Consider the following 18,590-nt stretch of genomic DNA (forward strand, 5'->3'; position numbering starts at 1 on the left):
TCCGTGCGAGAACTGCAACGGAGCGGTGGCCCGACGACGGCCGTGGCCGCTCGGAACGGTGTCGGCTTCGGTTCGGCAGAGGCCTGGCTCGTCGAACGACCAGCGGGAGCGTCCGTGGACGAGGCGATCGTCCCCGGCTGCACCGGACGCACCATCACCACCGGCGACGAGCTGTCCTGGGTCTGGTTCCCCGAGCGGACACTGCCCGAGGGGGCGTCGGAACCGACGGAAGCAGACCTGCCGCACTTCTGGGACGCCACGGCCTTCGCCGTCGACGTCGTCTTCACCGACGGCTCGCGGCTGCGTGACCACGCCGCGGTCCGCGACCAGTACGGCGACGCGGTCACCCCGGACGCGCAGGACGCGGCCCGCAAGCAGTGGGTGGACCAGTGGAACCGCCGCGCGGTCGACCTCACGCCGTTCGCGGGGCTGGTCGTCGACCGCCTGGAGGCCCGGCTCGGTTCCGACACGTCGGCTGCGGCCACCGACGGCGAGCGTCCCGCACTGCGCGGCTGGCTCGACGCCGTCCGGATCGGTCCCGCGCGCCCGGCCCCGACGACCCCGCTCGGCCACGTCCGGACGACCCGTGGCACCCACGCGTCCTCCCGGTTCTCCCGCGGCAACAACGCCCCGCTCGTCGGCGTCCCGCACGGAGGCGTGTTCGGCCTGCCGATGACGGACGCCTCGAGCAACCGCTGGCCGTACGCGTACCAGGAGCACGACCGGCTCGACGACCAGGGGCGACTCCGTCCGGCGATCCAGGCCTTCGCGACGAGTCACATCCCGTCGCCGTGGATGGGCGACCGCGGGGTGTTCCAGGTGATGCCCTCGCCACTCGACACCCCCGATGTCGACCGGTCCGCCCGCGCGCTCGGGTTCGACCACGAGGACGAGCAGGACGGCCCGCACCGCTACCGGGTCGCCCTCGAGCACGGTGTGACGGCCGAGCTGACCGCGGGGGAGTTCGCCCTCGGGTTCCGGTTCACCGGCACCCGCAGCGTCGTGCTCGACCACCACGGCCGGGTGTCCGACGTCTCCGTGACGATCACCGACGGCACCGCCGTGGTCGAGGCCGTCCTCGACGACCGCCCCGGCACCCCGCCGCACCACGTGCACCTGCGGGTCGCGGGGGTCACCGCCGACCACACGACGATCGGCGAACACGAGCTGCGCGGCTGGCTGTCCGTGGGGCAGGCCAGCGGCACGGACGGCCCGGTCGACGTCCTGCTCGGCATCTCTACCGTCTCGATCGAGGACGCCCGCGCGAACCTCGACGACGCCGGCTCGTTCGACGCCATGTGCTCCCGTGCCGAGGCGCTGTGGACCGAGAAGCTCGCGACGCTGTCCTTCGACGGTGCAACCCCCGACCAGCTGACGAGCCTGTACTCCGGCCTGTACCGGCTGTTCCTCTACCCGAACCGTGCCGGTGAGACGGCCCTGACCGGCACCCCGCGGCACCGCTCCCCGTACGGCGCCGTGCTGGCGGACCCGATCCGCGACGAGCCCGGGCCGGAGGTCGTCGAGGGGCCGTTCACCACCACGAACGGCTTCTGGGACACCTACCGCACGGCCTGGCCGCTCCTCGGACTCCTGACCCCCGAGACCGCGGGCGAACTCGCGCAGGGCTTCGTCGAACACCACCACGACGGCGGGTGGACGCCCCGCTGGAGTGCCCCCGGCGCCGAGGACTGCATGACCGGCACCACGAGCGACACCGTCTTCGCCGACCTCGCGGTGAAGGGCGTGCGCGGCTTCGACCTGGCCGAGGCGTACCGGAGCGCGGTGCGGAACGCGACCGTCCCGCCGCGTGACGAGCGCGTCGGACGCAAGGGGAGCCTCCCGGGCGCCTTCCGTGGCCACGTCGACACGGCGACCCACGAGGGGATGTCGTGGACCCTGGACGCGGCCATCAACGACTGGGGTCTGGCCGTCATGGCGGGCCTGCTCGCGTCGCGGGCGCGGACGCCCGCCGACCTGTCCCGCTACGAGGCCGAGGCCGAGTGGTTCGCCCGTCGGTCCCTGCAGTACCGGCACGTCTTCGACTCCGAGCGTGGGTTCTTCATCGGCCGCGACCCCGACGGCTCGTGGCGGGTCGGCACCGAGTTCGACCCGCGCGACTGGGGCGACGACTACACGGAGACGAACGCGTGGGGCACCGCGTTCACGGCGCCGCACGACGGTGCCGGCGTCGTCGACCTGCACGGCGGGCCGGAGCGGTTCGACGCCGCTCTCGACGCGTTCTTCGCGACCCCCGAGACCGGTGCCCTGGCGCGGTCCGGCTCGTACGGGTTCCCGATCCACGAGATGACCGAGGCCCGCGACGTCCGGATGGGCATGCTCGGGCTGTCGAACCAGCCCGCGCACCACATCCCCTTCTTCCCGATGTTCACCGGGCGCCACGACGACGCGCACCGCATCGTCCGCGAATCGCTCGAGCGTCTGTTCGTCGGGTCCGACCTCGGCCAGGGCTACCCCGGCGACGAGGACAACGGCGAGATGAGCGCCTGGTACGTCTTCGCGACCATCGGCCTGTACCCGCTCGCGCCGTCGACCGGTACCTACGTGCTCGTGCCGCCGTCGGTCCGCAGGACGGTGCTGCGGCAGCCGGGAGGATCGCCCACCGTCATCGAGATCGCCGCCAGCTCCGCAGGCGCGTACGTCGCGTCGGTGACGGTCGACGGCGCGCCCTGGACCTCGGTCACCATCCCGCACAGCGTGGTCGTGGCAGCGTCGCGGATCGAGTTCACCCTGTCCGACGAACCGCAGGGATGGGCGTCGGACACCCGCCCCGTCTCGGCCTCCGACGTGCACGGGTACCGGGACGCCCCGGTGGACGTCCTGCCCGTCGGAGCCTCGGCGCTCACCGACGACACCGGCCGCACCGTCACGTCGCTGGCCGCGGGGGAGTCCGTGTCCTTCGACGTGTCGTGCCCCGCCGCCTCGTTGTACACCGTGACGGTGGCATCGCCGGGGTCCTACTCGTGGCAGGTCGGCCTCGACGACGCCGTCACCGCGGTCGACGGCGCCGAGTTCTCGTGGGCCGGTCAGACCCGGGTGTTCCGGATCCTCGGCGGCGGTTCGTCGTTCACGTTCACCGCCGGCACCGACCTGACGCTGACGCAGCTCGAGCTCATCGCGGCCGACGGACAGCGTTGACCCGGCGTTCACCGAGCGGGAGCATGCTCGCCCCATGTCGATGAGCGCACCGTTCGATCCCGAACAGCAGGGCCGGTCCATCCCCGTGGACGGCAGTGACGAGTCCGAACTCGAGATGGAGGAGGACCGCGGCGCCGACGTCGGCGACGACTCCGCCGACCCGAGCGTCTCGCCCGTCAGTCACCACGACGAGGACGAGGCCGGCGGCGGCCCGGTGTTCCGGCGTCCGCACGCCGGCGATCGGCTGCACCCGGACGACCTCGCCGGCTGAGCGGTCCGGGGGCCCTCAGGGGTTTCTTGGGCGATTGCCAAGCGGCTCGGGCATGCTCGTGCGCATGTCGATCGCGAACTCGTGGGATCCGTCCGGTGGCCGTGCGATCCCGGAGGACCAGGTCCGCCAGGACGGGCTCGAACTCGACGAGGACCCGGCGATGCTCGGGATCTCGTTCGACGTCGTGGGCGGCGCCTCGGCCGACCCCGCCGGGGTGTCCCCGGTCGACGTGAACGTGCCGACGCCGAGGTCTGCTGGTTCCGCCTCCGACGACTAGCGCGCTTGGTCGAATCGGGCGTACCTGGTCGAATCGGGCATACCTGGTCGAAACTTTCGACCCGGTACGCCCGAAAGCACCTTGCATCGCACGCGTTCTGGGAAAGAACGTCAGCGCGCGGAAGGGTCGGGGACCCGGTACTTGAACCCGACGTGCGAGCCGGTGAAGCCGAGGCGCTCGTAGAACCGGTGCGCATCGGTCCGTGCAGCGTCCGAGGTGAGCTGCACGAGCGGGGTCCCGAGGGCCGGCGCCGCGACGTCGGTGACCCAGCGCATCAGCGCACTCCCGATGCCGCCGGAGCGCAGCGCACTGCTGACCCGCACCGCCTCGACGAGCAGCCGGGTGGCACCACGACGAGCCATCCCGGGGATCCGGGTGAGTTGCAGCGTCCCGACGAGCCGTCCGTCGGCGTCCTCGGCGACGAGCAGCGCGTTCGCCTGGTCGTCCAGGATCGACCGGAGTGCCTCGGCGTACTGCGGGCGGTCCTCCGACGCGGCGACGTCACCCCGTGCGGCGCTGATCGGGTCGTCGGACAACAGCGCCATGAGCGCATCGAGGTCCTCGTCCACCGCGTTCCGCAGCGTCAGTTCGCCGGAGCGTGTGGTCAGGCGGACGGGCAGGGCGAGGTCGTGGAGCACGATCCCACCCTGCCCGACCCCACGGGATGGTCCCGGTTCAGGGAACGGTGTGTCCGGCCGCGGTGAAGATCCGGTACCACTCCTCGCGCGACAACTCGACGTCCGAGCCGGCTGCCGAGTCCCGCACGCGCTGCGGGTTCGTCGTGCCGAGGACGACCTGGAAGTGCGCGGGGTGGCGGGTGATCCACGCGACTGCGATGCCCGTCGGGGTGACACCGTGTGCGGCGGCGACCTCCTCGAGCACGTCGTTCAGGTCGGCGTACTGCTCACGGTCGCCCAGGAACACGCCGTCGAAGAAGCCCTTCTGGAACGGCGACCAGGCCTGGAGCGTGATGTCGTTGATGCGCGAGTAGTTGAGGATGTCGTTGTCGCGATCGACCGACTGCTCCAGGCCACCCATGTTCGCGGTCAGGCCCTGCGAGATCACGTTGGCGTGGGTGATGCTCAGCTGCACCTGGTTGAACGCGAGCGGCTGGCGGACGTGCTTCTTGAGCAGGTCGACCTGGCCGGGGGTGTGGTTCGAGACGCCGAAGTGGTGCACCTTGCCGGCGGCGTGCAGCTCGTCGAATGCCTTCGCGACCTCTTCCGGCTCGACCAGGGCGTCGGGGCGGTGCAGCAGCAGGACGTCGACGTACTCGGTCTGCAGTGCCTCGAGCGACTCGTGCACGGACTCGAGGATGTGCTCGTACGAGAAGTCGAAGTACGCGCCCTTCGGCGTCGGCCGGATGCCGACCTTGGTCTGCAGCACGATCTCGGCGCGTTCCGCGGGCGTCAGCGTGACGGCGGCGCCGAACCGCTCCTCGCAGCCGTGCCACTCGCCGTAGACCGCGGCGTGGTCGAACATGTTCACGCCCGCATCGCGCGAGGCGCTGTAGAGCGAACGGATGTCCTCGTCGCTCATGTCGTTGATCCGCATCAGTCCGACGACGACGTCGGAGGCGGTGAGGTCTGTCTGTGGCAACTCCAGTGTCTTCACGCCCTCGATCCTGCCAGCCGCTCCCCGGCACAGGCAGGCCCTGCCAGTACCTCAGGCGCGTTCGGGCAGCAGGACGGCGAGCACCTCGGAGCCGTCCGTCCACGTCCCGGTCAGCGTCTCGCCCTCGGGCAGGGCCGTACCGACGACCCGAGCGATGACGATCGTGCCGTGGTCGGTCGCGATCGACGTCACCGCACCCGTCGTCGCGTGCACCGAGGTGACTGTGGGGGAGTCTGGCGCGGAGCCGCTGCCGCTGGCCCAGGCGTCCTTCGGCCGCTGTCCGGCACCGTTGGCCAACTCGAGCGAGGCTTCGTGTCCGCCGGTGACGATCGCCCGGCGCAGGACGTCGGCATGGACCGGATCGCCCACGGCGTCGTACACCCACCGTCGCCCGAGCACGGAGTGGTCCATCTCGGTGACCAGGAACGCGTCGGCACCCGGCAGCGGTGCGTCCCGGTAGGTCAGTGGCGCCTGCAGGACCCGGCCGTCGTCGGTGCGGACGAGGAGCACCTCGACGCCGACCTCGCCAGCGGGGTCGTCGAACCGGAACTGCCCGACGACCTGGAGCGGCGATCCCGCGACGACGCCGCTCCACGCCTGGTCGGGGAGCCAGGCGGCGAGCGCCTCGGCCTTGGAGGGGCGGAGCGTTGCCTGCTCGATGACTGCCATGTCCTGACCGTACTGCCGCGCAGCACCGTGCCGTCGGCATCGGCGTCGCTCGAGGTCAGTGGACGGAGAACCCGCCGTCCACCGCGATGGACTGCCCGGTGACGTAGGCCGACCCGGGTCCGGCGAGGAACACCGCCGCCGCGGCGAAGTCCGACGCGAGCCCGTTCCGCCCGACCAGCGTCCGTGCGGCGAGGGCCGCGACCGTCGCCGGGTCGGACCCGAGTCGTTCGTTGAGCGGGGTGCGCACGAAACCGGGGACGAGGACGTTGGAGGTGACCCCCTGCGCGGACCAGGCCTCTGCCTGGGACCGGGCCAGCGCCTCCAGACCGGCCTTGGAGACCCCGTACGCGCCGCTGGCGGCGAAGGGGCGGTGGGCCTGCTGCGAACTGATCGACACGATCCGCCCGTACCCACGGGCCGCCATGCCGGGTGCGAGCCGCTGCCCGAGCACGAACGGCGCGTCGAGGTTGACGGCCATCGTGGCGTCCCAGGTGGCCTCGTCGAGTTCGGGCATCGGCGGCCGCAGGTTGATCCCGGCGGAGTTCACCAGCACGTCGACGTCCCCGGCGGCGTCCGCGAGTGCGTGGGCTCCGGCGCGGGAGGAGAGGTCTGCGACGATGCCGTCGGCCGAGCGGCCCGCCTGGCGGATGCCGGCGACGGTGGCGTCGATGGTCGCGGCCGTCCGGGCGGCGACGAGGACGTGGGCACCCGCGTCGGCGAGTGCGGTGGCGATCGCTCGGCCGATGCCGGAGCTGCCTCCCGTCACGAGTGCGGTGCGGCCGTCGAGGCCGAAGAGCTGCTGCAGCGACATCCGGTCAGGCTACCGAGGCCCGTACGCTGGGCCGGTGCGTGACGACCTGCTGCCGATGCTCGCCTGCCCCGTGTGTGCCGAGCCCCTCGGTCGCGTCGACGGCGGTCAGGTCGGCTGCCCGAACGGTCACCGGTTCGACGAGGCGAAGCAGGGCCACCTGACGCTCCTGCCCGCGAAGCGGCGCGCACTCACCGCGGACACCCCGGAGATGGTGGACGCGCGGCTGCGGTTCCTGGGGCGCGGCCACTACGCGCCCGTCGAGCGGGCGCTCGCCGCGATCGTCGCGGACGCCACCGCGCCCGGCATCGTGCTCGACGTCGGTTCCGGCCCGGGGACCTACCTGGCGCATGCGCTGCGCGCGGCGGACGGGAGGCTCGGGGTCGCGTTGGACTTGTCGGCCGTCGCGATCCGGCGTGCGGCACGCGCCCACGAGCGCGCGGGGGCCGTCGTCGGGGACGTGACCGAGCGCCTCCCGGTCGTCGACGGCGCTGCCGCCGTCCTGCTCGACGTCTTCGCACCCCGCAACCAGACCGAGTACGCCCGCGTGCTGCACGCCGACGGCGTGCTCGCGGTGGTGACCCCGCGGGCCGGCCACCTGGCGGAACTCGCCGAGGCGACGATCAGCGTGGACCCGGAGAAGGAGCGCCGGCTGCACGACTCCCTGATGCCGTCGTTCGCGCTGCGGTCCTCCGAGGACCTGACGTGGTCCATGGAGCTGTCGGCGGAGGACGTCCACGACGTCGTGCACATGGGGCCGAGCCACCACCACGTCGCGGCGGACGCCGTGTTCGAGCTGGCGACGGTGACGGCCGCGGTCACCGTGTCGACGTGGACGCCGACGCGCTGACCGCGGCTCTCAGGACGGATCAGTCGCCAGCGGGGGCGACGTCGAGCTGCCAGACCACGCCGAAGCGGTCGCGCAGCTGCCCGGCCAACGGTGCCCAGGCCGAGGGTTCCAGGGGTTGCCGGATCTCGGCACCGTCGGACAGTACGGCCCAGTACCGCTCGATCTCGGCCGTGTCGTCGCCGTGCACGAACACGTAGAAGGCGTTCGATCCCTGGTCGTAGGGCTGCCCGGGCCAGACGTCGAAGGCCATGACGCGGAAGCCGGCCGCCGTGGAGACCTGCCCGAAGACGATGCGGTCCGCCCAGGCCGGGTCGTCCAGGGCGCCCATCTGGCCGAAGGTGGCGGCGGTGACCTCGCCGCCGAAGACCGATGCGTAGAAGTCGAGGGCCTCGCGGGCGTTGCCGTCGAAGTTGAGGTGGGTTGTCGTTTCGATGCTCATGGAACGAGGATCTCGGGCAATGCGGTCAGATCGTGTCCGCTTCTCGGGCGAAGATGGACGCCATGGCCGGACCCTCCGCACGGATGCTCGCGCTGCTCTCCCTGCTCCAGGTGCACCGCGACTGGCCGGGGGACGAGCTCGCCGGGCGGCTCGACGTCAGTCCGCGCACCGTCCGCCGCGACGTCGATCGGCTCCGCGGGCTCGGGTACCGGGTCGAGGCGCTCCGTGGCCCGGCCGGCGGCTACCGGCTGGAGGCCGGCTCCGACCTGCCCCCGCTGCTCTTCGACGACGACCAGGCGGTGGCGATCGCCCTGGCGCTCGCCGTGGCACCGGCATCGGGGGCGGACGTCGCCGAGTCGGCGGCCCGCGCCCTGGCGACCGTCCGGCAGGTGATGCCCGCGCGGCTGCGGTCCCGGGTCGACGCGGTGCAGGCCGTGACCACGACGAGCCGGACCACCACCGGCCCGGAGGTCCTGGTGGCGGTGAGCGAGGCCGTCCACCTGCAGGAGGTCTTCCGCTTCGGGTACGGCGACGACGAGACTCCGCACCGGGTGGAACCGCACGCCGTCGTCGCCCGGAACGGTCGCTGGTACCTGCTCGACTGGGATGCCGACCGCGACGACTGGCGCACGCACCGCATCGACCGGATCACGCCCCGGATGCGCACCCGCGTCCCCTTCACGCCGCGACCGATCCCCGGTGGCGATGCGGCCGCGTTCGTGTCCGCGCGGTTCAAGGGGTCGGCGGTCGACGACGTGTGGCCGTGCACCGGGTCGGTGTCGATGACCGCGGGCGATGCGCGGCGGATCGCGCCGTACCTGCCCGAGGACGCCGTGGTCGAGCAGCTCGAGGACGACCGGGCCCGCGTCACCCTCGGGTCGTGGTCGTGGGGCGGGCTCGCCGGAGTCATCGCCGGGCTGGCCGTGCCGATCCGGGTCGAGGGGCCGGACGCGCTGCGTGGCGCAGTCCGCGACCTGTCGACCCGACTCGCGACCGCGGCCGACTGAGCCGCCTCGGTCACGCGCGTTAGGAGCGTGCATGCGTCCGCCAGGGCGGCGTCAGGGATCCGTTAGGAGCGGCCTGGAGGCGCGGCGCAGGACGCAGCATCGGTTCGGCACCACTCGTGGTGCCGGTCCGCGTCACCCGGCGCGGACACCGCAGATCTTCTGGAGTCCCTCGTGTTCGACGTGTTCGTCGTCGCCGGTGTCCTCGCCGTGTTCGGCGTGGTGGCACTGATCGCCAAGGGGGTGGAACGGCTGTGATCGGCATCACCATCGCGGCCGCCGTCCTCGGCATCGCCGCAGTCGTGTACCTCGTCTGGGCGCTCGTGCGTCCGGAGCGCTTCTAGTGGGCGCCGCGGACGTCTGGGCGGGCATCGCCCAGGTCGCCACCCTCGTCCTGCTGCTCGTCGTCGCGTACCGCCCGCTCGGTGACTGGATGGCGAAGGTCTTCACGCCCGTCCGCCACAACCGGGTCGAGCGCGGGGTCTACCGACTGATCGGGGTCGACCCGGACGCCGAGCAGTCGTGGCCCGTGTACCTGCGCGGCGTGCTGCTCTTCAGCGTCGCCGGGCTCCTGCTCGTCTACCTGCTGCAGCGCATCCAGGTCGTCCTGCCCGGCGACCTGGGGCTGCCCGGCGTCGGACCCTCGCTGGCGTTCAACACCGCGGCGTCGTTCGTGTCGAACACGAACTGGCAGTCGTACTCGCCCGAGGTCACCCTCGGCTACACGGTGCAGATGGCCGGCCTGGCGGTGCAGAACTTCCTGTCCGCAGCCGTCGGCCTGGCGGTCGCCGTGGCCCTGGTGCGTGGGTTCGCCCGTCGCAAGTCGGGCACGCTCGGCAACGTGTGGGTGGACATCGTCCGCGGGCTCGGCCGACTGCTGCTGCCCGGGGCGTTCGTCTTCGCGATCATCCTCGTCGCCGGCGGGGTCGTCCAGTCGTGGGGGAGTGGCACCGACGTCACCACGCTCATCGGCGGCACACAGCACATCCCGGACGGGTTCGTCGCGTCGCAGGAGGCGATCAAGGAGCTCGGCACGAACGGTGGTGGCTACTTCAACGCGAACTCGGCGCACCCGTTCGAGAACCCGCAGGCGTGGACGAACCTCGTCGAGATCTTCCTGATGCTCGTCATCCCGTTCTCGCTCCCGCGCACGTTCGGGCGCCTGGTCGGCGACGACCGCCAGGGATACGCGATCCTCGCCGTGATGGGCGCGATCTTCCTCGTGTCGCTGTCGGTCATGTCGATCGCCGAACTCGGCGGCGGCGGTGTCGCCACACACGCTGCCGGGGCCGCGATGGAGGGCAAGGAGAGCCGCTTCGGCATCCTCGGTTCGACGCTCTTCTCGACCGCGACCACCTCGACGTCCACCGGTGCCGTCAACGCGATGCACGACAGCTACACCCCGATCGGCGGGATGATGGCGCTCGTCAACATGATGCTCGGCGAGGTCACCCCCGGCGGCGTCGGATCCGGCCTGTACGGCATGCTCGTGCTCGCCGTCATCACGGTGTTCATCGGCGGCCTGCTCGTCGGTCGCACCCCGGAGTACCTCGGCAAGAAGATCCGCGCCAAGGAGATGACCTTCGCGGCGCTGTACATCCTCGTCACGCCGACGCTCGTGCTCCTGGCCACCGGGCTCTCGCTCGTGATCCCCGGGGTCCGCGAACAGGTGCTCGGGACGTCGATCTTCAACCCCGGCAACCACGGGCTGACCGAGCTGCTCTACGCCTTCACCTCGGGTGCCAACAACAACGGCTCGGCCTTCGGCGGTCTCACCGCGAACACCACCTGGATGAACTCCTCGCTCGGCGTCGTGATGCTGCTCGGCCGCTTCGTGCCGATGGTGTTCGTCCTGGCGCTCGCCGGGTCCCTCGCCGCGCAGGACCGGGTGCCGGAGACCGCCGGCACGCTGCCCACCCACCGCCCGCTGTTCATCGGGCTGCTCGGCGGCGTCGCCGTCATCGTCACCGCACTCACCTACTTCCCGGTGCTCGCACTGGGTCCGCTCGCAGAAGGACTGTCATGACCACCCCCGTGACCACGGAGTCGGAACCGCGCACCGCCGTGGAACCGGCCACCCGCTCGTCCGCATTCGGACCCCGCCAACTGGTGGCGGGCCTCCCGGGCGCCCTGCGGAAACTCGATCCGCGACTCATGTGGCGGAACCCCGTCATGTTCATCGTCGAGGTCGGCGCGGCGCTGACGACGGCGGCTGCCGTCGTCGAGCCGTCCGCGTTCACGATCGCCATCGCCGTCTGGCTCTGGCTCACCGTCGTCTTCGCCAACCTGGCGGAGTCGGTGGCCGAGGGCCGTGGCAAGGCGCAGGCCGACACCCTGCGGAAGACCCGCTCGACCACGAGCGCCCGTCGGGTGCTCGGGTACGCGACGACCGACGCGGCCGCGACCGGCAACGAGACCGAGGAGGTCGCGTCCGTCGACCTGGCCAAGGGCGACGTGGTCGTGGTCGTCGCCGGCGAGGTCATCCCCGGCGACGGTGACGTCATCGACGGCATCGCGTCGGTCGACGAGTCGGCCGTCACGGGTGAGTCCGCACCGGTCATCCGCGAGTCCGGTGGTGACCGCAGTGCCGTCACCGGCGGCACCCGGGTGCTGTCGGACCGGATCGTGGTGCGCATCACCTCGACGCCGGGCGAGACCTTCATCGACCGGATGATCCGCCTGGTCGAGGGTGCGGCACGGCAGAAGACGCCGAACGAGATCGCGCTGAACATCCTGCTCGCCTCGTTGTCGATCGTCTTCGTGATCGTCTGCCTGACGATGCAGCCGATCGCGGGACTCGTCGGCGCGACGGTCAGCGTGCCGGTGCTCATCGCCCTGCTCGTCTGCCTCATCCCGACCACCATCGGAGCCCTGCTCTCCGCGATCGGCATCGCCGGCATGGACCGGCTCGTGCAGCACAACGTGCTGGCGATGTCGGGCCGCGCGGTCGAGGCCGCCGGTGACATCACGACGCTGCTGCTCGACAAGACCGGGACGATCACCTACGGCAACCGTCGGGCATCCCGTGTGGTGCCGGTGCCGGGCGTGAGCGAGGCTTCGCTGATGGAAGCGGCAGCCCTGTCGAGCGCTGCGGACTCGACCCCTGAGGGGCGCTCGATCGTCGACCTGGCGCGCGAGGACGGCGCCGCCGTCGGCCTGCCAGACGGCGCTGTCGAGGTGCCGTTCACGGCGCAGACGCGCATGTCCGGTCTCGACCTGCCCGACGGCTCACAGATCCGGAAGGGCGCCGCTGCGGCAGTGCTCGCCTGGGCGGACACCACCGAAGCCGGTGTGGTTTCGGCCATCGACGCGACCGTCGCGGAGATCTCCGACCAGGGCGGCACCCCGCTCGTCGTCGGTCGCCGCTCGTCAACGGGCGCGGTCACGCTGCTCGGTGTCGTGCACCTGAAGGACGTCGTCAAGGACGGCATGGCGTCGCGGTTCGCCGAGCTCCGGTCGATGGGCATCCGCACGGTGATGATCACCGGCGACAACCCCCGAACCGCGGCCGCCATCGCCCACGAGGCCGGCGTCGACGACTTCCTCGCCGAGGCCACCCCGGAGGACAAGCTCGCCTACATCAAGCGCGAGCAGGAGGGCGGCAACCTCGTCGCCATGACCGGTGACGGCACCAACGACGCCCCGGCCCTGGCCCAGGCGGACGTCGGCGTCGCGATGAACACCGGCACGACGGCGGCGAAGGAGGCGGGCAACATGGTCGACCTCGACTCCGACCCGACCAAGCTCATCGACGTCGTCCGCATCGGCAAGCAGCTGCTCATCACCCGCGGTGCCCTGACCACCTTCTCCATCGCCAACGACGTCGCGAAGTACTTCGCGATCATCCCGGCGATGTTCCAGGCGGCGTTCCCCGGGCTCGCGGCGCTCAACATCATGGGGCTGCACAGCCCGTCGTCCGCGATCCTGTCGGCGGTCATCTTCAACGCGCTCGTCATCGTGGCGCTCATCCCGCTGTCCCTGCGTGGCGTCAAGTACCGTGCGGCCGCAGCGTCGTCGATCCTCGGCCGCAACCTGCTCGTCTACGGGCTGGGCGGCGTGGTCGTCCCCTTCATCGGCATCAAACTGATCGACCTCGTGGTCGGTCTCATCCCGGGGTTCTAGTCATGGCATCTGCACGTTCCACCTTCCGTTCCGCCGGTGTGGCCATCCGCCTCACCCTCGTCGCCACCGTCGTCCTGGGCGTCGGCTACCCGCTCGCCGTCTGGGGAGTCGGCCAGGCGGCGTTCCACGACCAGGCCAACGGTTCGATGGTCACGGACTCGTCCGGCAAGGTCGTCGGTTCCTCGTTGATCGGGCAGTCGTTCACCGGCAAGCAGGCCGACCGCTGGTTCCAGTCGCGGCCGTCCGCCGCCGGGGACGGCTACGACGCGGGGGCGTCCTCCGGCTCGAACCTCGGGCCGAACAACGCCGACCTGCTCAAGGCCGTCGAGGAGCGTCGTGCGGCGCTGGCGAAGGCCGACGGGGTCCCCGCCGCGCAGGTGCCTGCCGACGCCGTGACCGCGTCCGGTTCGGGGCTCGACCCGGACATCAGCCCGGAGTACGCGTCGCAGCAGGCGGCTCGAGTGGCCTCGGCTCGGGGGTTGTCCGTCGCCACCGTGCGGCAGCTCGTGGCGTCGCACACCGAGTCGCGGCAGCTCGGGTTCCTCGGTGAGCCCGTGGTGAACGTGCTCGCGCTGAACCTGGCGCTGGCGAAGTCCTCCTGACCGTGGGTGACCCCTCCGCAAGACACCGGTGCTCGCGCGTCGAACACCCGCAGACCGCGGTGCGACAGGTGAACACCGGTGTTTTGCGGAGACCGACCCCCCGACGCGAGAGGATGAGCACGTGAAGCGCGGGAAGCTGCGGGTCCTGCTCGGTGCGGCGCCCGGTGTCGGCAAGACCTACACGATGCTCGAAGAGGGGCGTCGGTTGCTCGACGAGGGTCGCGACGTGGTCGTCGCCGTCGTCGAGACGCACGAGCGCGCCGCCACCGCGGCACTGGTGGACGGGCTCGAGGTCGTGCCCCGCCGCACCGTCTCGCACCGGGGTGTCGACCTGGACGACCTCGACCTCGACGCCGTCATCGCCCGGGCACCCGAGGTCGCGCTGGTCGACGAACTCGCGCACACCAACGCCCCGGGGAGCCCGAACGAGAAGCGCTGGCAGGACGTGGAGGCACTGCGGGACGCCGGCATCGACGTCATCTCCACCGTCAACGTGCAGCACATGCAGTCCCTCGGCGACGTGGTCCGCGAGATCACCGGCACCGTGCAGCGCGAGACCGTCCCCGACGCCGTGGTGCGCGCGGCCGACCAGATCGAGGTCGTCGACCTGGCCCCGGCAGCGCTGCGCGAGCGGCTCTCCGACGGGCTCGTGTACCCGGCGGCCCGGATCGACGCCGCGCTGTCGAACTACTTCCGCCTCGGCAACCTCACCGCACTGCGCGAGATCGCCCTGCTCTGGCTCGCCGACGAGGTCGACGACGCGCTCAAGGCCTACCGCGCCGAGCACGGCATCGAGCACCGGTGGGAGACCCGGGAGCGCGTGCTCGTCGCCCTGACCGGCGGCCCCGAGGGCGAGACCCTGCTGCGCCGCGGCGCCCGCATCGCCGCCCGCAGTGCCGGTGGCGAGCTCGCCGCCGTGCACGTGACGACGAACGACGGCCTGCGCGTCCGGCACCCCGGTGCGCTCGGCAAGCAGCGGACCCTGCTCGAGCAGCTCGGTGGCACGTACCACCAGGTCGTCGGCGACGACGTGCCGAGCACGCTGGTGCGGTTCGCGCGGTCGATCGACGCCACCCAGATCGTGATCGGGGTCAGCCGTCGCAGCCGGCTCGCTGCCGCGATGACCGGTCCGGGGATCGGCAACACCGTGATCCGCGAGTCCGGTGACATCGACGTGCACGTCGTCACGCACGAGCGCGCCGGCGGCGGGATCACCCTGCCGAAGCTCGGCGGCAGCCTGTCGCGCGGCCGGGTGGTCGCCGCGTTCGTCCTGTCGGTCCTGGTCGGGCCGCTGCTCACGTGGGTGCTGTCGATCGGCAGCGATCCGGACGCCATCACGGTGGACGTGCTGGCGTACCAGCTGCTCGTCCTCGTCGTGGCGCTCGTGGGCGGGATGTGGCCGGCGGTGTTCACGGCCGTGCTGTCCGGGCTGAGTCTCGATTACTTCTTCGTGCAACCCCTCTACATGGTCACCGTCCAGCAGCCGTGGCACCTGTTCGCCCTGGTCATGTACGTGATCAGTGCGGTGCTGGTCAGCTTCGTGGTCGACCGGTCCGCGCGGCGGTCGCGCGCTGCCCGTCGGGCCTCGGCCGAGTCCGGGCTCCTGATGGGCATCGCCGGCAGCGTGCTCCGCGGCGACGACGCCCTGCAGGCACTGCTCGACCGCACCCGTGAAGCCTTCGGCTTCGTCGGGGTCCGGATCCGCCAGGGTGACGAGGTGCCGGCGACCTCCGGCGAGTTCGGTGCGACGCCGGACGCGTCGACGACGCTGGCGTCCGGTGCCGTGCTCGAGTTCGCCGGTGCGCCCGACGACCCGACCCAGCGCCGGCTGCTGCGGGTCGTCGAGCAGCAGCTCGACGCCGCCGTCGAGCACCGCGAGCTGACCCGCACCGCCGTCGGCGCCGAGCGCATCGCCGCCGCCGACCGGGTCCGGAGCGCGCTGCTCGCGGCCGTCGGCCACGACGTGCGCCGACCCATCGCAGCGGCCTCCGCCGCCGTGCAGACGCTGCGTGCGTCCGACATCGACCTGTCCGGGGCCGACCGGGAGGCGCTGCTCGCGACCGCCGACGAGAGCCTCGGTCAGCTGGCGGTGCTGTTGGCAGACCTGTTGGACGTCAGTCGGGTCCAGGCCGGTGTCCTCGCGGTCACCCCGGCGGCGATCGCGCTCGAGACGGTGGTCGCCCCCGCACTCGACGAGCTGGAGCTCGGCCCCGATGACGTCGACCTCGACCTGCCCGCCGACCTGCCACCGGTGCTCGCCGACCCGGTCCTGCTGCAGCGCGTCGTCGTGAACCTGCTCGCCAACGCCGCCCGGTACGCACCGGACGGCACCCACGTCCGGGTCGCCGCCAGTGCCTTCGCCGGCGGGGTCGAACTCCGCGTCGCCGACCACGGGCCCGGGATCCCCGAGGACCGCCGCGACGAGGTGTTCCAGCCGTTCCAGCGGCTCGGTGACACCGACAACGAGACCGGCCTCGGGCTCGGCCTGGCCCTGGCGCGTGGGTTCACCGAGGGCATGGGCGGCACGATCGAGGTCGACGACACCCCGGGCGGTGGGCTCACCGTCGTGGTGCGGCTCCCGATCGCCGGGCACGTGGGAGTGGAGATCCGATGAAGGTCCTGATCGCTGACGACGACGCGCAGCTCGTCCGCGCCCTCTCGGTGACGCTCTCGGCGCGCGGGTACGACGTCGTCACGGCTCGGGACGGGCGCGAGGCGATCGACGCCGTCATCACCGAGCGCCCCGACCTGGTGCTGCTCGACCTCGGCATGCCCCGGCTCGACGGCATCGGGGTGCTCGAGGGCGTCCGGGCCTGGTCGCAGGTGCCCGTCCTGGTGCTCTCCGGCCGGACCGACTCGTCCGACAAGGTCGACGCGCTCGACGCCGGTGCCGACGACTACGTGACGAAGCCGTTCCAGATGGACGAGCTCCTCGCCCGGCTGCGGGCACTCGGACGACGCCGGGTGGTGGCGTCGGAGGAGACCCCGACGATCGCGATCGGACCGCTGCTCGTGGACCTCGTCGCGAAGCAGGTCACCCCGGCCGAGGGTCCCGCGATCCGCCTGACGCCCACCGAGTGGCGCCTGCTCGAGGTCCTGGTCACGAACCCCGACCGCCTGATGACCCGCGAGATGCTGTTGACCGAGGTCTGGGGGCCGACGCACGGCAACGACTCCGGGTACCTGCGCCTCTACATGGCCCAGCTGCGGCGGAAGCTCGAGCCCGACCCCGCGCACCCGCGCTACCTGGTGACGGAGTCCGGCATGGGCTACCGCTTCGCCCCCGGAGCGTAGGGGACGCCGCCGCCGACACCCTGGCGGGCCGCTGTCGGGGAACTGTCGTGTCGGTGGCGGGTCCCTGTCGTGGTGCGCCGTTCCGCGGGTCCCTACTGTTCAGGACATGAACGAGATGCGGATCGGTGAACTCCGACGACTGCGGGGCTGGACCCAGGAACGACTGGCCGAGACGAGCGGCATCGCCGTGCGGACGGTGCAACGGATGGAGAGCGGCAACGACGCGAGCCTCGAGTCGCTGTCCGCGGTGGCCACGGCCCTCGAGGTCCCCGTGCGCGACCTGTTCGCCACCGAGGAGCCGGCGTCGCTCGACCCCGGGGTGCGCGGTCTCGACGAGCGTGCCGAGCGCGAGCAGGCGCAGCGCGACGCTGCTTCGCGCGGCTGGCAGTACCTGTACTCCGGTGTCGGCATCGTCGTGACGCTCGGCACCCTGGCGCTCATCGGTTCGCGCATCTGGCCGGGGGCCGCGATCTTCGTCATCCCCATCTACTGGGCGGGTGGGCGGCTGCTCTCGCAGTTCCTGATGGCGACCGTCGTCGAGCCCGCGCTCGACCGTCGGTACCCGTTGTCGCGGTCTCGTCGGGACGCCTCGTCGCGGTCCCGTCGGTTCACGCCCGGGAGCTGAACGCCGCGAGCTCCGCCCGGGTCCGGGCGCCGTGCTTCCGGAGCAGGTTCGCCACGTGGTACTTCACCGTGTTGACGCTGATGCCGAGCCCCTCGGCGATCTCCCGGTTGCCGACACCGGTCGCCACGAGCCGCAGCACGTCGCGCTCCCGCGGGGTCAGATCGCCGTCGTCGACCGCGTCCACCTCGGTCGGCCGCGGGTCGAGCGGCAGTGAGATGTCGAGCACGGACCCCCAGCCGGGCGTGCTCGCGACCTGCACCCGCCCGTCGAGCGTGACGACCCGCTCCGCGATCGGTCGCATGGCGTCGTCCTGCACGTCGAGCGTGCCGGAGCCGTCGTCCCGGAGCTGCATGAGCAGGTTCCGGCCGTCGCAGTCCCACTGGATGCGCACCCGCTTCGCCGCACCGTCGTCGACCAGGGCGAGCACCGCGGTCCGGACGATCGCCCGGGCCGCGTGGGCGACGTCACCCGGGAGCGCGCGGCCGGTGGCCGGCGGCTCGACGAACTGCACGTCGAGGTCCCCGAAGCGCACGAGCGGTCGAAGGTCGGCGCGCAACCGCGAGAACGCGCCGGTGACGGGTTCGAGCAGGGTGCTCCGCTGCTGATCGGTCACGGTGCGCAGGTCGACGAGGGCGGCCGAGGCGATCTCGACGGCCTCGGCCCGTGCGGCCGCGTCGGTGACCCGCGACGACCGGAGCACGGCGAGGACGGACTCCAGGGTGAGCGCGTGCCGGTCCGCCTGCTCGGCGACGGTCCGGGCGTGCTCGGCGGCCGCGAGCCGGATGGCGGAGCCGCCCCGGGCCTCCAGGGTGTCGACCGATGCGTCCATGGACGCGACCGTACCCGTCCCACCCGAGCG

18 protein-coding genes are annotated in these 18,590 nt (G+C 72.0%); 12 read left to right on the forward strand and 6 right to left on the reverse strand.

All coding sequences use genetic code 11. The features are described 5' to 3' along the window. Window positions 1–3 precede the first annotated feature (3 nt). From DEJ02_RS04780 to DEJ02_RS04790, 3 genes are all read left to right on the forward strand, one after another. A complete protein-coding gene (locus DEJ02_RS04780) occupies window positions 4–3,156 on the forward strand; it encodes a GH92 family glycosyl hydrolase (RefSeq protein ID WP_258378659.1) in 3,153 nt (1,050 codons plus the stop codon). A gap of 34 nt (window positions 3,157–3,190) precedes the next feature. Beyond that, window positions 3,191–3,427 (forward strand): hypothetical protein, encoded by a 237-nt coding sequence (locus tag DEJ02_RS04785; RefSeq protein WP_111032194.1) that lies wholly within the window; start codon window positions 3,191–3,193, stop codon window positions 3,425–3,427. Between the two features lie 64 nt (window positions 3,428–3,491). After that, on the forward strand, window positions 3,492–3,704 hold the full coding sequence (locus tag DEJ02_RS04790) for a hypothetical protein (RefSeq protein WP_139179591.1): 213 nt from the start codon (window positions 3,492–3,494) through the stop codon (window positions 3,702–3,704). Between the two features lie 110 nt (window positions 3,705–3,814). Here the strand turns inward: DEJ02_RS04790 and DEJ02_RS04795 are convergent, their stop codons facing one another. Genes DEJ02_RS04795 through DEJ02_RS04810 form a run of 4 tightly spaced genes read right to left on the reverse strand, consistent with a single transcriptional unit; the run spans window position 3,815 to window position 6,798 of the window. Continuing rightward, window positions 3,815–4,342, reverse strand: a complete 528-nt coding sequence (locus DEJ02_RS04795; protein ID WP_111032195.1) for a GNAT family N-acetyltransferase — start codon at window positions 4,340–4,342, stop codon at window positions 3,815–3,817. 37 nt (window positions 4,343–4,379) lie between these two features. Next, entirely contained in the window at window positions 4,380–5,318 is a 939-nt protein-coding gene (locus DEJ02_RS04800) for an aldo/keto reductase family oxidoreductase (protein WP_111032196.1), read from the reverse strand. Between the two features lie 51 nt (window positions 5,319–5,369). Then, complete coding sequence (locus tag DEJ02_RS04805) at window positions 5,370–5,987, reverse strand: hypothetical protein (RefSeq protein WP_111032197.1); 618 nt, start codon at window positions 5,985–5,987, stop codon at window positions 5,370–5,372. A gap of 55 nt (window positions 5,988–6,042) precedes the next feature. Beyond that, window positions 6,043–6,798, reverse strand: coding sequence for an SDR family NAD(P)-dependent oxidoreductase (locus DEJ02_RS04810; RefSeq protein ID WP_111032198.1), 756 nt, complete (start codon window positions 6,796–6,798; stop codon window positions 6,043–6,045). A gap of 34 nt (window positions 6,799–6,832) precedes the next feature. Here DEJ02_RS04810 and DEJ02_RS04815 point away from each other — a divergent pair, with 34 nt between their 5' ends. Then, window positions 6,833–7,645: a putative RNA methyltransferase gene (locus DEJ02_RS04815; protein ID WP_111032199.1), complete on the forward strand. Its 813-nt coding sequence runs from the start codon at window positions 6,833–6,835 to the stop codon at window positions 7,643–7,645. 19 nt (window positions 7,646–7,664) lie between these two features. On the opposite strand, the gene DEJ02_RS04820 is transcribed toward DEJ02_RS04815, so the two are convergent. Then, window positions 7,665–8,084, reverse strand: coding sequence for a VOC family protein (locus DEJ02_RS04820; RefSeq protein WP_111032200.1), 420 nt, complete (start codon window positions 8,082–8,084; stop codon window positions 7,665–7,667). A 62-nt stretch (window positions 8,085–8,146) separates the two neighbouring features. On the opposite strand from DEJ02_RS04820, the gene DEJ02_RS04825 reads away from it, so the two are divergent. The 8 genes from DEJ02_RS04825 (at window position 8,147) to DEJ02_RS04860 (ending at window position 17,731) form a co-directional block, all read left to right on the forward strand. Then, window positions 8,147–9,091, forward strand: coding sequence for a YafY family protein (locus tag DEJ02_RS04825; protein WP_111032201.1), 945 nt, complete (start codon window positions 8,147–8,149; stop codon window positions 9,089–9,091). Window positions 9,092–9,342: 251 nt separating this feature from the next. Then, window positions 9,343–9,432: a potassium-transporting ATPase subunit F gene (locus tag DEJ02_RS04830; RefSeq protein ID WP_017887940.1), complete on the forward strand. Its 90-nt coding sequence runs from the start codon at window positions 9,343–9,345 to the stop codon at window positions 9,430–9,432. Beyond that, a complete protein-coding gene (gene kdpA, locus DEJ02_RS04835) occupies window positions 9,432–11,114 on the forward strand; it encodes a potassium-transporting ATPase subunit KdpA (protein ID WP_111028926.1) in 1,683 nt (560 codons plus the stop codon). Before DEJ02_RS04830 ends, kdpA begins: the two co-directional genes overlap by 1 nt. After that, window positions 11,111–13,210 carry a potassium-transporting ATPase subunit KdpB gene (kdpB, locus tag DEJ02_RS04840; RefSeq protein WP_071245581.1) on the forward strand — a complete coding sequence of 700 codons (2,100 nt, stop codon included), beginning with the start codon at window positions 11,111–11,113 and terminating at the stop codon, window positions 13,208–13,210. The genes kdpA and kdpB overlap by 4 nt, the downstream gene beginning before the upstream one ends. 2 nt (window positions 13,211–13,212) lie before the next feature. Next, complete coding sequence (kdpC, locus tag DEJ02_RS04845) at window positions 13,213–13,812, forward strand: K(+)-transporting ATPase subunit C (protein WP_111032202.1); 600 nt, start codon at window positions 13,213–13,215, stop codon at window positions 13,810–13,812. A gap of 121 nt (window positions 13,813–13,933) precedes the next feature. Next, entirely contained in the window at window positions 13,934–16,426 is a 2,493-nt protein-coding gene (locus DEJ02_RS04850; RefSeq protein WP_111032203.1) for an ATP-binding protein, read from the forward strand. Beyond that, window positions 16,423–17,106, forward strand: a complete 684-nt coding sequence (locus DEJ02_RS04855) for a response regulator (protein ID WP_027466795.1) — start codon at window positions 16,423–16,425, stop codon at window positions 17,104–17,106. The genes DEJ02_RS04850 and DEJ02_RS04855 overlap by 4 nt, the downstream gene beginning before the upstream one ends. A 106-nt stretch (window positions 17,107–17,212) precedes the next feature. Continuing rightward, window positions 17,213–17,731, forward strand: coding sequence for a helix-turn-helix domain-containing protein (locus DEJ02_RS04860; RefSeq protein ID WP_027466794.1), 519 nt, complete (start codon window positions 17,213–17,215; stop codon window positions 17,729–17,731). On the opposite strand, the gene DEJ02_RS04865 is transcribed toward DEJ02_RS04860, so the two are convergent. Beyond that, a complete protein-coding gene (locus DEJ02_RS04865; RefSeq protein ID WP_017887946.1) occupies window positions 17,715–18,560 on the reverse strand; it encodes a LuxR C-terminal-related transcriptional regulator in 846 nt (281 codons plus the stop codon). The genes DEJ02_RS04860 and DEJ02_RS04865 overlap by 17 nt on opposite strands. Between the last annotated feature and the right edge of the window lie 30 nt (window positions 18,561–18,590).

The sequence above is a fragment of the Curtobacterium sp. MCLR17_042 genome, from assembly GCF_003234695.1.
Lineage (GTDB): Bacteria > Actinomycetota > Actinomycetes > Actinomycetales > Microbacteriaceae > Curtobacterium > Curtobacterium flaccumfaciens.

Coding starts and splice junctions, on each gene's coding strand:
- DEJ02_RS04810 (WP_111032198.1), bottom strand. CDS start 6,798: ATGTCGCTGCAGCAGCTCTTCGGCCTCGACGGCCGCACCGCACTCGTG.
- DEJ02_RS04820 (WP_111032200.1), bottom strand. CDS start 8,084: ATGAGCATCGAAACGACAACCCACCTCAACTTCGACGGCAACGCCCGC.
- DEJ02_RS04865 (WP_017887946.1), bottom strand. CDS start 18,560: ATGGACGCATCGGTCGACACCCTGGAGGCCCGGGGCGGCTCCGCCATC.
- DEJ02_RS04805 (WP_111032197.1), bottom strand. CDS start 5,987: ATGGCAGTCATCGAGCAGGCAACGCTCCGCCCCTCCAAGGCCGAGGCG.
- kdpC (WP_111032202.1), top strand. CDS start 13,213: ATGGCATCTGCACGTTCCACCTTCCGTTCCGCCGGTGTGGCCATCCGC.
- DEJ02_RS04785 (WP_111032194.1), top strand. CDS start 3,191: ATGTCGATGAGCGCACCGTTCGATCCCGAACAGCAGGGCCGGTCCATC.
- DEJ02_RS04855 (WP_027466795.1), top strand. CDS start 16,423: ATGAAGGTCCTGATCGCTGACGACGACGCGCAGCTCGTCCGCGCCCTC.
- DEJ02_RS04860 (WP_027466794.1), top strand. CDS start 17,213: ATGAACGAGATGCGGATCGGTGAACTCCGACGACTGCGGGGCTGGACC.
- DEJ02_RS04790 (WP_139179591.1), top strand. CDS start 3,492: ATGTCGATCGCGAACTCGTGGGATCCGTCCGGTGGCCGTGCGATCCCG.
- DEJ02_RS04825 (WP_111032201.1), top strand. CDS start 8,147: ATGGCCGGACCCTCCGCACGGATGCTCGCGCTGCTCTCCCTGCTCCAG.
- kdpB (WP_071245581.1), top strand. CDS start 11,111: ATGACCACCCCCGTGACCACGGAGTCGGAACCGCGCACCGCCGTGGAA.